Here is a 13,697-nt window from a genome sequence, read left to right as displayed (position 1 = left end):
AAGACCCGGAGCGGCCCTTGTGGGCCGCGTTTGGACCGCCCCGGAGCGGGTGGCGGCCGGGGGGGCAGTTCTTCAGTTGAGCCAGTTTCGCGGGCAAAACCCGACTTTTCGTCAGAACCCCCGCGCAACTGAAAAACGGCGAACTGCCCCCAACAACTCAGTCGTGGATCAGGAGCCGGTAGATTTGGGTGTTGTGCTCACCGGTCCGGGTATTCCACATGTGGACACCTCTCGTGTTCCCGGTCTTCTCTTCGATAATCCGGATCGCTTTGCGCTTTGAGATGCCGCAGGCCGCGGCGGTGGCCTCCGCGAGGGCTCCTTTTCCGCCCGCGAATCCGTCGCCGATGATATCGCCGATCACGATCGTCACTTTGACGATGTCGACGCCGTAGTCGCCGGTTCGGTCCGCGGTGAAATCCTCCGGATCGACAGGTTCAACCGACGCCAACTTTTCGTCGTAACTGATCCCGAGCTCGTCGGCGTACGCGTAGGCCACGGCGTTCGGACTATCCGCCCGCTTCTTCTCCATGTTGAACCGAACCACCCGGCGGTCCTTTCGCCCGCTGTCGGTCATGAGTTCGGCTACATAAACCGCGTCGAAGTCCTCCAGAATGTCCGTGGTGCCCTGGTACTGGGGAGAGCCGTTGGCCTTCGGGCTCTTGCGAGTGTGGCCCAGCGCGACGATCGTTCCGCCGGCCATCACATATTCCCGGCAGACTTGGCCAAACTCGCTGGTCCGCTTCTTGTCCATCAAGTCGGTGAACTTCTTGAGGGTGTCGATGATGATAAGCGTGCCCCTGGCCGATCCATCTTCCACGGCCTGGGTCATCTTCTCGACCAGGTGCGGGATCTTCATGCCTTTGTGGCCGGGAGCCATCATGTGAGCCCCCGCGTCCTCGAGGAGCCGAACCTTGGCTGCGAGACCTTGGCTACTGTCGTCCGAGTTCACGTAGATGACGCGATCTGGGTCGATCAGGCCGTCAGCTATCGCCTTGAGGACGAGATACAGGGTGATCAGCGTCTTGCCCGTATTGGGCGCGGCGTAGAGCATCGTGGCTTGGCCATTCATGACGAACTGACCGAGCAGGGGCTTCGTATCGGCAGCCTCAGCCTCGAGTTCGTGGGCGCTGCCTCTAAGGCTGAAACGAACCAGCGGGTGTCGCGCACGGGCGTCGTTCTTCGGACGATCGGAATCGTCTTCCATAGGCATTCTCCATTCAACGATTTCAAAGACCAGATCGGACCAGAACCCTTGCGCTGGAGCGCAGAGGCGGATCGGTCCAACCACAGCGCGGGGTCCATTCGGATCGCCGTGCCCGTGGCTGCCTAAGTCCCGTCTCACATGTAAATCAACGATAAAATTCGCATTCTGTCGAAATGATTTGAGTTTTCAGCGTTTCTCCAAAGTATCGCGCGATAGCTCGGTCAATAGAGCTGCCCACTGAAAGTCATGTCCAATAGGGCATCATTTGCTGATAAGCCGGAAGGTGCTTCCGGCAGGGATTCCGGCAGCGACCTTCTGAAAGCACCTCTCAGAAGGTCGCGATGCCGGGTCCTTGTTACTGATGCTCCAGCAAGGGGTTCGCTTAGTCGACGTCCGGTGCATGACCGGCCGGTCAGGTCGACCCGGATTGAGGGAGCCTGCTCGCCTTCAGGTCGGCTGAAGCTCTCGCCGGGCTCTTTGGCGAGGTGCCGAAGCGCCTAACCGAGAAGGTCCGGAGCTGGCCGACCGGATCCGGTGGTCGGTGTTTCCGGCCATCCGTTAGAGGCAGCCCGTGTTGACACTTCCGCCTCGCCGGAAAAGACCACCGCCAGAGCGATCAACCCGCGACTACGATGAAGGCTATCTGCCGGGCGGTGGCCACTCCGAACGGCAGAAGGGGCTTACTCAGACGAGGGGCGGGTTGCTGGCAAGACAGACCGCACGGTTTTGGGCGAGACGGCTCGAACTCAGATCGTCCGAGGTGAGAGGCCTTCGGTCGCTGTAGCTCTCGTGGGCTAGCTCAGCCATCTGCACTGCCGACTCCATGAAGGGCAGGCAGGGGTGTTCTGGGTAGAACTTGCGGAGCTTCTTCACGCCCGCAGAGCATTCCTCGGCCACAGTGATTGCGACACGTGCATTTACACCCGCCGTGACGCCATAGTTTCCCTCGCCCCGCATCAACATGCTGAGCGTGGGTTGGTGGTTGTTGCACTGGGAGATCGAAGCCAGGGCGAGAGCCCGCTCTTCGCTGTTGTTGCATCCGCCGAGCATCCCCAGAGCGGCCATAGAGGCAAGAAGCGCAGCCGGGACGGCGCGTTTAGGCGCATTCCGCCGAAGGGTGTTGGTGAAGCTGAACATAGGGTTTTCCTTTGAGGTTTGAGGAGGCGTCAGTGCGGTCATATGGAAAGATCGCATATCGAGAATACGGAAAAACTGCCTACGGGAATTTTCCATATAGTTGGGTTGCCGGTTCAGAATCGGCGGCTCTCCGATGCCCAAGACGATCCACGGCGGAGGTCATCGGCACCTAGTTGAGGTGCTTGCCGAGGCACGTCAGAAGTCGGGCCTGACGCAGGCCGAGCTCGCCGACAAAGTCGGGAAGGATCAGACCTTCATCTCGATCATCGAGCGCGGCCAACGGCGTGTGGACGTGCTGGAGTTCGTCGCTCTGGCTAAGGCGATGGGTGCTGACCCCGGCCAGCTGTTTGCCGAGGTGACGAGGCGCCTACCCGAGAAGATCTCGATCTAGCCGCCCCGGTCCCGGTGATCGGTGTTCCCGAGCATCCGTCAGAAGCAGTCGGTGCCGGGACTTCCGTAGGGGATCAACGACGAGCATCGTGAGAGCGATTACGGCTAGCACGACGATGAAGACGGTTGGGCGAGCGCTTGCCAGACCGAACAGCAAGAGAGTGCCGACGAAGACGAGGGTCTCACGTGGTCGGGTGACGAGGTAGAACAGCAGCATGATCGTCAGAACGATGACGAGCGCCGCCACAGCCGCCTGGACGATCGCAAGGACAACCAAGACCGTCAGGAACGTGAGGAGACGGCTCAACCCCCTTGCTCGTCGTCAGCGGTCCAGAAGTGGCTGAGACATAGATAACTGATGCCCAACTCTGTCGCCGGGCCGTTCTCCACGAAGACGCGGGTGACGAGGCTTCCTTGGCCCCCATAGAAGATCTCGAACCAAAGCCCGTGATCCTCCATCCAAGTGTAGCTGGGGGGCTCGGCTCGGTCCCCGGTTATGTCGAAGCCCAAGGCGGTGTTGATGACCTCCGCGGTGTCGCCGCCCTGGACGACAAACATTCTGAGGTGATCGCCGCCCGACAGGCCTCGGAGGACGTAGAGTTGCCAAGCGCGCAGGCCGAGGAGGGCCCGCAGGTCGACGTCGAGGTTGGTGTCGGCGAGTGCACCGCCGACGTCGGCGAGGGTGGTCAAAGATAGCATCGAGGGAATTCCTTTTCGGGCATGAAAAAGCCCTCGCGACGGGTGTCGGAGGGCGCGGGGGGATGGGTCGGTGGAAAGCGGTGAAAGAGGTGTCAGGCGATCACGACGGGTTCGATGCCGGTCGGCCGGCCACGCCGAGGCAGTTGAACAGGAGGGTAGGGTTGGTGTCGGGATGGTCGGCCACGAAGACCACCAAGCCGAGATCGTCGCTCAGGACGTAGGCGAGCTCGAACCACGCGCCGTGGTCCTCCATCCACTCCCAGCCCGGTTGGTCGGCTTGGTCCCAGCAGATCGGGAAGCCCACGGACTCGTGGATGGTGTCGGGAGTGTCCCCCGGCTGGACGACGACGAACTGGACGGTCTCGCCGAGGGGTTGGTGTCGCACGTCGTCGAGCTGCCAGACACGTAGGCCGATCAGAGCACGTAGTTCGGGGTCTATGGTGGGGTCGGTCAGCGTCGCCTTGACGGCGGCGCGGTCGGTCAACTTCAACACGGTAGTGGGTCCTTTCCGGGCAAAGAAAAGCCCCCGCGACGTTGGTCACGAGGGCTTCGGATGGGTTGGTGAAGGGAGGTCGGCGGGTTTGGCCGAACGGGCTAGCTTCCAAGCTCTACCGTGCACCAGTGCTGAAGGCTGGGCTCGTTAGACGTTCTTCAAATAAGATACCGAGGATTGCGCGATCTGGGTTGGCCCTTTCGTCATGCTCATCGAACGGTGAAGTCCTTGCCCCAGACGAGGCCGGCGAGTTCCGCGGCCTGGCGCAGGACCCCCCGCGCCTCTGATGCTTTGTTGTTTGTTCCGACGTACCAACCGCACTTCAGCTGGGCAGAATGGGATTCGGGATGCTCGATGTCGTAGAGCGCTGCCCGGGTCTTGGCCACGGGACGTTTGCTCTGCTTCTTGCGAGTCGAGAGCTTTTCCATCGTCCCCGGTCGCGCCTCTTCGATCAGGTCAAGTCCGTGAATGAGCATCTGGGTGGCTGAACCGAGGCGGTAGATCGCGTCGGCTGTCTCAATCTCGCAGATCTGACCCACGCGTTTCGCTTCGTGGAGGAGCGAAACTTGACGCTTCGGCGCGGCAGGGCTGGGCATTGTGTATCGTGTCTCCCCGAAAAGGGCGACAGTCTTCTCCGAGGCAAAGTCGAACTTCACCATCGGTGATGGGAAAACTCCGGCCACCAGACCGTGCTCCTGATCGAGCCAAACTTGAGGGCCGAAGGTCCGCGCGTCTGTCCGAAAAACCGAGGCCAACGCCTCAGACCGTGCGATAACAGCCATGACTGCAAGCCCTTCCTAGCACTTATAATCCCTTATAAGGAATTTTGCGGGGCAGTCAAGGCTGGGAGCGGGTTCGACATCGCAAAGACCGGCGCTTTCGATCTGCTGCACAGCCGGGGTGACAGAGATTCTGTCTCGGTTTGGAGTGCGCCTAGACCGAGAAACGTCTGATGCGGAAGGCCTCCCCGCCGAGCCTAACTAGGAACTCCTTCTCCTCACGCAAAAGTCCAACGTCTCCGTAGTGTAGTTCCCGGTGATGGTTGGCGCAGAGGATCATGATGTTGCTGGCCGCGAGGGACCCAACCTCTAGCTGCGATACCGGCGTGGCGTGGTGAGCTTCGACGTAGGGTTCGCCGTTGGCCTTCAAGAAACCTATTGGGTTAAGCCCCAAGGCTTCGCATAGCTGGCACTTGAAGTCGTTCGCTCGCTTCAGCTTTCTTCCTATCGAGCTCCGTTCGATGGATTTGCTGACACGTTCACGGACCTCTGGCTTTCGGCTGAGAAGCTTCGTTTCGAGTTCTATCAGATCGAGCGCCTCCGGCGACCCGGCCTCCAGAACTCCGGCTCGACCTCACATCGGATGGCGCCAAAGATTCGGCCCAAGTTCGCACCCGGATCTCGTGCGCCAAGAGTTCCTTCCGCCATGGAATGGCGGCCTGTCCTGGAAGGGTGCGCGTGTTAAGCCGGATGCGATCCAGCGTCTCATCAGTCCAGATGAAGGATTGGGCGCTCTGCCGCATCGTATCGATCGGGTAGGCCCAGCGGCGGTACTCGGTCGCCCAGCCACGAGCGAAATGCTCCACCGCGCAAAGGCCCAAGGGCGGCACGTCCGCCTTGTAGCAGCCGAAATCGATCCGCGACTGCATGTTGCCGAGGTGCCGTCCGTGCCTGGTCAGATCGTCGAAGCCCAGATGTTGGCCAAGTTCGGCATTGGTGTAGCCGTTGAGCAATCCGCCGTTCCGTTGCGCCCGCATCGACAACCAGTCGATCAGCTTTTCTGTCCGCTGCTGGGTAACCGTGCCCAGATCAGCCGGCGGCTTCGCGAGTTCGTTTGGGTAACCCAAGGTCCGGTTCGCGAACCACAGCGCTCGGGCCGAGAACTCGTCCGGATAGTCGACAATGATCTGCTCGAACGACAGGCCGCGCATGTCAGCGTCATCCAGGACCTCAAACCCTTGGGTGACCCTCGACCTCCCGACGGTAACCTCTGCGGCGTCGATCAAGCCTCGGTTAGCGATGATCTGAAACGTACGCGACGCGCCTTTCCGGTCGCGCTTCTGGAGGGCGACATAGCGGCCGATGGCGTTGAGGATTCGGCTCTCGGCCGGGCTTAGACTCTCGAGGTCGAGCCCGGTTTTCTCAGCCACCATCGTGCGCCCGAAATCGGCGTATCGGGCTTCGATGGCGGCTTGTGTCTCGGGCGTTTCCGCCGCGCCTTTCTGGATGTTGTGCTCAAGCGAAATGAGGTCGTCGAGGCTTCGGACGTTGCGAATCGTGACGATCGGGTCCTGGGCCATCAGGGATGCGCGATCTTTGCCTGGATGAACTCGAACACGGATCTGAACGGCTCAAAGTGCTGAGCATCAAGGCCGGGCACGACCTCCTGAGCAAAGGCGACCTTGTTGCCGATGAACTTTTCCCAGCCGGCAGGGTGTTCAGGGTCCACTGCGAAATGAGCCTCGAGCCCCCCGACGTCCCTGAAAAGAAGCTCAATGGTCAGGCGCGACTTGTCACCGAAGGTCAGCCCCGTTGCCGGATTGAAAACCTGAGTTCTAACGCTGAGGCCCGCGGGCACCGGTAGCAACATCGCATATCCACGCTGGTTCGCGCGCTTGCACACCAAGCCCCGTGTCAGGTCAGGTTGTTCCAGATTCCCGGCAGCCACGGCCGCAGAGTTGACGCCGCCGACCCTAGCCCAGTCGCCAAAAGCATCATCAATATCGAACAGGGCGAAGAACGTTCGTCCAGGGTTGGCTTGATACATCTCTTGCCGAGACATTTGTTTGCGCATGTGCCCCCGGTCGAAACACTGCACAAGCTCGAACGGACGGATCTGGTTTGGGAACAGCTTTTCCCATGCAGTTCTCAGAATCTCAGCGTCAGTCACACCCTCGGTGAACAGGACGGCACCCGTCGTGTTCGCGATCAGCTGCTCGATATTCAGTGCAGCTTCTGTCTCGGAAAAAGTGATTAGGCCCGCGGACAGCGACCGGATCAAATCCGCTTTCTCGCTGAGCTCGGCCGTCGCTCCCGCGCTGCCAATCGCAAACAATCGTAGTCGTCCGCCCGATCTCCCTGCCACGGTCGAAGCGCTATGGCTGGTCAGCAAAAAGTGGTTGGTTCGCGCGGCCTCCTCTGAAATTTCTCTGACCTGCTGGAGAAATTCGAACTGCCACTCCGGATGCAGGAAGGCGTCAGGCTCGTCGAGAAGCGCTACGCAGTTCTGGTTTTTGAACAGCTCCGCTACGGCGAACAGGTAGACGGACTGAAACTGGCCATCGCTGAACAGGTCGAGGCCCGACACCTGAAAGCCTTCGAGGGTAAGGCGGAGCTGGATGTCGTCGAGCATTCCCAGCACCCGGAGCGCATCGAGGGACCGGAAAAGCACGACGCCGCTTTCATCGGCCAACTCCGTCCGCAGCCGATCGACGTTGCAGATCAGCCGGTAGACGCCGGCCTCCCGATCATAGAGTTGGCCGGGCGCGAACTCGCCCTCGATGCTGTCGAGCAGGTTTTGCAGGAAGGTCCTCGCATAACCCTTGACGCCCCAGAAAATCTGTTCGGGATCGATGGGATCGTGATCGCCGCGCGGTGCGAAATCCGGCCTTGAGATCGTCAGTTCGATCGTGCTCCCCCAGCCGAGGATGCCGAGCTTGCTGCAAAGGATTTGTCGCGCGACAGACGCTTCTGGCAGGAGAAGCATCGTCACGATCAGCAGCTTCTTGCAGGCAGGCCCGATGCCGACGATGCGGGGTGTGATGGGGTCCGTCGCCCGCTGAAGGCGGTCTCGAAAATCCCGCTCGTACCGCTGCACGAGACCCGACACTTTTTCATTCTGGCCGGAATAGTAGACGAGAAGATGGTCAGGGGCAGGCGTTCGGCCGATCGTCTGCCGCCTGGCCGTCCCATTGACGGCGAAGTCGCCGTCGCGCCACGCCAGATGGACCTGTTGGCTGCTGATCTCGTAGCGAAGCTCGTAGTCGAAAGTCGGCCCTTCGGTTCCAGCCCTCGACGAGCCGATGTGATGAAAGATCTCGATCAGGGCTTCGAGGAAGTTCGACTTTCCGGAGCCGTTCTTGCCGACGAAGATGTCGATGAACCCCTCGCCCTCGAAGGTGATCGAGAAGTCGCGAAGGTTCTTGTATTGGCTGATCCAGACGGAGCGGAGACGCATCAGGCGGCGACCCGTTCGACAACGGCGTCGGCGAGGTGTTTGCGGGTTTGTTCGGTGTCGGCTATGCGCGCCCTCAACGCCTCGCACTGCCCCATCAACTCATCCAGTTTGGCAACAATGCGCTTCTGTTCGGCGAGGGGGGGAACTGGCGTGGGAGCCAATCGAATCAGACCGATGTTTAGCGTCGGCTGAGCAAGTGTCCGCGTATCCCCCCTGAATCCGTTTTGCATAAAGCGGCTCTGCAGCAGCCAAAGTACAAAACCGCGATCTACATCATCAGAAGGCACAATTCTGCAAATAGCTCGCGCTATGTTGGCGTTAGCCCAACTGACAGGAGCGACGCCAAGCTTTCCGATGCTCCCGACGACACCCATCAATATCTCGCCACCTTTTAAGCGGGTGCGTACGTATTGCTCGTCTACTTCTGCACTGATAGATTTTTCGGGTAGGGGTGGGGGATTATCAATCGAAAGGTCTGCAATCCGGACGAAGGGGACACCGTTCGGCACGTCGTCGCCGGGCACAAGTACGCCATAGGCGATTGGCATGTCGGGCCGCATAAGGTTGTCGAAGCGCTCCCATTTCCAACCGGCCGGCAACGCAAATGGCTGTTCCTGACTGGTGATCGAGGGGTGGGCTTTCGATTTGGAAGCGCCTTTCAATGTAGCCTTCTTTAGAGCTGATAGCATGACGCCTGCAGGTTGATCGCTCGCATCCTGCGTTGCTAGTTTTCCTCGGACCGCGAGTTCGAGAACTGTTTGCTGTAGCGCCTTGACGCTGGCGCTTGTGGTGAAAAGGGTGTCGAATTGGGTTTCCAGGCGCGCCCATTGGCGGGCAAGGTCGGCGGGGTCGGCGGCGCTCACCAGCGTGGCGAGCAGCGTTTCGACCAAGGCTTGATGGGCCTCCAGCGCCGACGCGCTCTCCGCCTCCAGCGCGTCGCACTGCGCCATGAGCTCATCGACCTTGGCAACGATACGCTGTTGTTCGGCCACAGGGGGGAGGGCGATGGGTGCAACTCGCGCTTTGTCGGTTCCGACGCGCGGCAGGTTCATTCCATGGGTGGAACTATCGGCGAACCTAATGAAGAACGGCGATTTGAGGTACCAGCGGAGATAGGCTGGCTCTAGGGCATGATAGCCACGCACTGGAACCATTTCGGTTGTGCAAACGCCTGCTTCGTCCGCAATCAGAACCTTGTCGAGGTAGGGTCGCAGTTTTCCATAGATGACATCTCCCGGACGAAATCGGTTCTTCTGACTCTGAAACTGGCGTGACGAATACCGAATTTTCTCAAGCAGTTTCGACGAGCCCTTTTCGACGTCCTCGAGCTCCAAAACCCATGTGTCGTCATCGACCTCACCAGGATCTGCTTTTTGAGTTTCGCCGTAATTCGTGATCGTACCGATCTGCGACCATACCCAGGATTCCGGGATCTCAAACGGCCAAGCGGCCGGCGCCTTGACTGGGGCCATGCGTTTCGCCGCACTGCGCCTGAATAGCCTGAGCTTCTCCGCCTCGATGTCCTTCAGCAGCTCCGCAGCCGGGCTATGCTCCGCGTCCTGAGGAACTAGCTTTCCCCGCACGGCGAGATCGAGGATCAAGGCCCGTAGCCGCTCAATACCGTAGTGACTGAACTTCTTCCCCGCCCCGCGTCCGGGGCCGGACTTCCGCTCGATGGCGCTGGTCCAGACGTCGAGATTGTCACTGACCAAAGTGGCGAGGTCAGAGGTCATGCCCGTCCCCCGAGGGCGTCGGAAAGGATGGTCTTCAGCTGATCGCGGATCGTCTGGATCGCTTGCTGCTGCCGGCCGTAATCCGCAAGCAGTTGATCCGGATCGTGGCTTGCGGACTCACGGGTATGGGGGTTTTTCAGGTCGAGATTGTACCCGCGCGCGGCGACGTCTTCTGCGCCGATTTTCCACGCTTGCTCGGTCTCCTTCCGACCGCGAAAGCCGTCGGCCTCATCGCCCCACCAAGCCTGTTCCGGCGCAAACTCCTCGAAACGCATTGGCTTTGACTTGTTGTAGCTCGTCACCCCCTCCGGATAGGGGTGCTCGTAGAACCAGACGTCCTTGGTCGGCATGCCCTTGGTGAAGAACAGGATGTTGGTCTTGATCCCCGTGTAAGGCGCGAACACCTGATTGGGCAGGCGGACGATGGTGTGCAGATTGCACTCCTCGATCAGGCTCTGCTTCAGGGATGATTTCACGCCCTCGCCAAACAGGAAGCCGTCGGGCAACACCACCGCTGCGCGGCCGCCTCCCTTCAGCAGTTTGATGATCAGCGCCATGAACAGGTCCGCCGTTTCGCGGGTGCGAAGGGTGGCGGGGAAGTTGTTCTCGATGCCGTCCTGCTCCATGCCGCCGAACGGCGGGTTGGTGGCGATGACCGGTACCCGGTCCCGCTCGCCATACTCGCGGTATGGCTTCTCGAGGGTGTTGCCGTGGACAATGCCTGAGGGTGTATCGATGCCATGCAGGATCATGTTGGTGACGCACAGCAGGTGCGGCAGCGCCTTCTTTTCCACGCCCCGGATCGTGGATTGCAGCAGGGCTTCGTCTTCGTGATTGCGGACGAGCCGGCGCTTGTGGTCGATCGCACAGGCGAGGAAGCCCCCCGTGCCGCAGGCCGGATCGAACACCACCTCATCCAGCCGGGGATTCAGGCGGTCGATGATGAAGCGCGTAAGCGCCCGGGGGGTATAGAATTCACCCGCATTCCCGGCGCTCTGCAGATCCCTGAGAATCTGTTCGTAGATGTCGCCAAAGGTGTGGCGATCGTCGGTGTTGTTGAAATCGATCTCGTTGATCTTGTTGATGACCTGCCGCATCAGCGTGCCGGACTTCATGAAATTGTTAGCGTCCTCGAAGACGCTGCGTACGATTTGCGCACGCTTGCCCACGTCGCCGATCGTCGGGAGATCCCCCTTCAGCCGTGGGAACAGGTGAAGGTTAACGAAATCCGAAAGGCCCTCGCCGGTCTGGCCCTCGGGATTGGCTGCCCAGTTGCGCCAGCGCAGGTGTTCGGGGATCGGCGAGACATAGTCGTCATCGACAATCTCCAGCTCGGCCTCACGGTCATCATAGATTTTGAGGAAAAACAACCAGACCATCTGGCTGATGCGCTGGGCGTCGCCGTCGACGCCGGCGTCCTTTCGCATGATGTCCTGGATCGATTTGATCGCACCGGAAACGTTGCTCATTCGTTGGAAGCCTGTGGGTAGAGGTGGTCTTCAAGCTCGTGAAGGGCGGCCTCGTAGCCCGATTTGCCACCGAACGCGCCACGGATGATCTCGATGGGCGTGCCGATGCTGTCGAATGGCTTCAGCCGGAGCACTTTCGCGTCTTCGATCGTCGCGATGCCCTCGTCAGCGTATTTGTCGAGCAGGGCCTCCAGCACAGCCCGCGCCTTGTCGCCATACTTTGCGAAGTAGTTGCGCTTCTTCACACCGTCGGCCCGCTCACGCCGCGTCAGGGGCGGCGCATCGAAGGCGATATGGGCGATCAGGTCGAAGTCGCCATAGTCCCTCCCGACCGCCTCCTGGAGGTTGCCGAGCACGATGCCGCGCTCCTCCAACTCGTCGATGATCGCCTGTTTGCGGTCGGATTGGCTCCACTTGCGGATGAACTCATCCAGCGATTGGAACTCGCTGGTGATCGCCTTGCGGGCAAAGTCTCTATAGCTCTCCGTGATCAGCGTGCCGTCGCTGCCGACATACTCGATACGTTCAGCAATGATGCGCGCCGGTACACCGCTGATGACGATCTTTCGGCTACCCGATGAAGGACCGTCATCTTCGTCCTCATCCTCGTGATCGAAGTCTTCGGATTCATCCTCGAACCCATCCGGATCGTTACCGTCAATGATGACGACGGGCTCGCCATCGAAATCAGGATCACGGAAGAGCTCGGTCGCCTTCTTGAAATCCATGATCGTGAAGAAGAGTTTGTTGTTGTCCTCATCGATGCGGGTGCCACGCCCGATGATCTGCTTGAACATGGTCATCGAGTTGATGGTGCGATCCAGCACAATGAGCTTGCAGGTCTTCGCGTCGACGCCGGTCGTCAGAAGCTGGGAGGTCGTTGCAATGACCGGGTAGGGCTGCTCAGGGTCGATGAAATTGTCGAGTTGAGCCTTCCCCTCATTGTTGTCCCCCGTGATACGCATGACGTATCTGGAGTTGTCCCGCGCCAAGCTCCCGGCCGCGTTGACGATCGCCTTCCGCATCCTTTCGGCGTGGTCGATATCTTCACAGAAGATGATCGTCTTGGCCATTGGATCGGTGGCCTTGAGATGGGCCATCACGCGTTCGGCCACCAGCTCGGTTCGCTTGTTGAGGACCAGTATCCGATCCATGTCGATCTGGTTGTATTCCCTCTCCTCAACAGCGTTGCCCAGGTCATCAAGTGTCCCCGGCGGCGGCGTCCAGCCATCAACGTCGCGATCGATATCGATGCGGATGACTTTGTAGGGTGCCAGGAACCCGTCTTCGATGCCCTGTTTGAGGCTGTAGGTGTAAACGGGATCGCCGAAATAGGTGATGTTGGAGACATAAGCGGTCTCCTTGGGCGTCGCGGTCATACCGACGTGAATGGCACTGTCGAAATAGTCGAGGATCTCCCGCCATGCGCTGTCGTCGGCGGCGCTACCTCGATGGCATTCGTCGATCACAATCAGATCGAAGAAGTCCCGCGAGACGGATTTGAACGCCTTGTCAGCCTCAATGGGCCCGGTCAGGGATTGGTACAGCCCGAGGTGGATTTCGTAGGCCGGATCAATTGTCCGGTTGCGAATCTTGGTCATGGCGTCGCCGAACGGCTTGAAGTCGTTGACGATGGTCTGATCGACGAGAATGTTCCGGTCGGCGAGATAGAGTATGCGTTTGGCTGCGCCCGCCTTCCACAGCCGCCAGATGATCTGGAAGGTCGTGTAGGTCTTTCCAGTGCCGGTCGCCATGACCAGCAGGACACGTCTTTGCCCCTTGGCGACAGCCTCAATCGTGCGATTTACCGCCTCAACCTGATAGTAACGCGGCTCTTTGCCGGAGCCGTCCACATGATAAGGCTGTTCTACAAGCGGGGCTTCTTCGTTCGAGATCCGGTGAAATTGTCGATAGCGGTCGTACAGGACTTGCGGCTGTGGAAACGCATCGAGAGCAAGTTCGGTCTCGGTCTCCACGCCAGCGGGGGCCGCTCGGTTGTGAGATGCGAAACCGTCGCCGTTGGAACTGAACGCGGTGGGGAGATCCAAGATGTCCGCATAGCCTAGGGCCTGCTGGAGGCCGGAGCTTATCGAGTGGCCATTCTCCTTCGCTTCAACGATGGCGATAGGCATGCCGGGCTGCCAAGACAGCACGTAGTCCGCGAACTTCTTCTTTTTCCGATTGCGAGACGCGAGGTTGCCCCGGACAACGACGGGCCCGGGAGTGAGCGTCACTTCCCGGCGAATTTGCTTGAACGGGTCCCAGCCCGCCTTCTTGATGGCGGGCGTGATGAACAGATCGCAGATGTCGATTTCGCTCAGCTTAAGCTTGTCGGCTTTGTCCAAGACCTGCCCCGAAAATCACCCTCACCAATCTATAAGTTGATATGACACAGG

The 13,697-nt window shown here is 59.9% G+C and carries 11 protein-coding genes; 1 reads left to right on the top strand and 10 read right to left on the bottom strand.

Features of this window, described 5'->3' with window-relative positions; genetic code table 11:
- Positions 1–157: 157 nt before the first annotated feature.
- Entirely contained in the window at positions 158–1,204 is a 1,047-nt protein-coding gene (locus SJY26_RS03935) for an AAA family ATPase (RefSeq protein WP_396594849.1), read from the bottom strand.
- 684 nt (positions 1,205–1,888) lie between these two features.
- The gene (locus SJY26_RS03930) at positions 1,889–2,341 is read right to left on the bottom strand and encodes a hypothetical protein (protein WP_396594848.1); all 453 of its coding nucleotides are present in this window, start codon (positions 2,339–2,341) and stop codon (positions 1,889–1,891) included.
- A 133-nt stretch (positions 2,342–2,474) separates the two neighbouring features.
- Between SJY26_RS03930 and SJY26_RS03925 the strand changes: the two genes are divergently transcribed.
- Positions 2,475–2,732 carry a helix-turn-helix domain-containing protein gene (locus tag SJY26_RS03925; protein WP_396594847.1) on the top strand — a complete coding sequence of 86 codons (258 nt, stop codon included), beginning with the start codon at positions 2,475–2,477 and terminating at the stop codon, positions 2,730–2,732.
- 302 nt (positions 2,733–3,034) lie between these two features.
- Here SJY26_RS03925 and SJY26_RS03920 read toward each other — a convergent pair whose 3' ends face one another.
- The 8 genes from SJY26_RS03920 to hsdR all read right to left on the bottom strand — a co-directional run bounded on the left by SJY26_RS03920 (position 3,035) and on the right by hsdR (position 13,646).
- On the bottom strand, positions 3,035–3,421 hold the full coding sequence (locus tag SJY26_RS03920) for a hypothetical protein (RefSeq protein ID WP_396594846.1): 387 nt from the start codon (positions 3,419–3,421) through the stop codon (positions 3,035–3,037).
- Between the two features lie 109 nt (positions 3,422–3,530).
- On the bottom strand, positions 3,531–3,923 hold the full coding sequence (locus SJY26_RS03915; protein WP_396594845.1) for a hypothetical protein: 393 nt from the start codon (positions 3,921–3,923) through the stop codon (positions 3,531–3,533).
- A 209-nt stretch (positions 3,924–4,132) separates the two neighbouring features.
- A complete protein-coding gene (locus SJY26_RS03910) occupies positions 4,133–4,705 on the bottom strand; it encodes a hypothetical protein (RefSeq protein ID WP_396594844.1) in 573 nt (190 codons plus the stop codon).
- Positions 4,706–5,181: 476 nt separating this feature from the next.
- Positions 5,182–6,222 (bottom strand): hypothetical protein, encoded by a 1,041-nt coding sequence (locus SJY26_RS03905; RefSeq protein ID WP_396594843.1) that lies wholly within the window; start codon positions 6,220–6,222, stop codon positions 5,182–5,184.
- The gene (locus tag SJY26_RS03900) at positions 6,222–8,099 is read right to left on the bottom strand and encodes an AAA family ATPase (protein WP_396594842.1); all 1,878 of its coding nucleotides are present in this window, start codon (positions 8,097–8,099) and stop codon (positions 6,222–6,224) included. Before SJY26_RS03900 ends, SJY26_RS03905 begins: the two co-directional genes overlap by 1 nt.
- The gene (locus SJY26_RS03895; protein ID WP_396594841.1) at positions 8,099–9,832 is read right to left on the bottom strand and encodes a restriction endonuclease subunit S; all 1,734 of its coding nucleotides are present in this window, start codon (positions 9,830–9,832) and stop codon (positions 8,099–8,101) included. Before SJY26_RS03895 ends, SJY26_RS03900 begins: the two co-directional genes overlap by 1 nt.
- Positions 9,829–11,301: an N-6 DNA methylase gene (locus SJY26_RS03890; protein WP_396594840.1), complete on the bottom strand. Its 1,473-nt coding sequence runs from the start codon at positions 11,299–11,301 to the stop codon at positions 9,829–9,831. Before SJY26_RS03890 ends, SJY26_RS03895 begins: the two co-directional genes overlap by 4 nt.
- Positions 11,298–13,646, bottom strand: coding sequence for an EcoAI/FtnUII family type I restriction enzme subunit R (hsdR, locus tag SJY26_RS03885; RefSeq protein WP_396594839.1), 2,349 nt, complete (start codon positions 13,644–13,646; stop codon positions 11,298–11,300). Before hsdR ends, SJY26_RS03890 begins: the two co-directional genes overlap by 4 nt.
- Positions 13,647–13,697: the final 51 nt, after the last annotated feature.

This window comes from Brevundimonas sp. R86498 (assembly GCF_044598075.1).
In the GTDB taxonomy this organism is placed as follows: domain Bacteria; phylum Pseudomonadota; class Alphaproteobacteria; order Caulobacterales; family Caulobacteraceae; genus Brevundimonas.
This window is presented reverse-complemented; position numbering and strand designations above follow the sequence as displayed.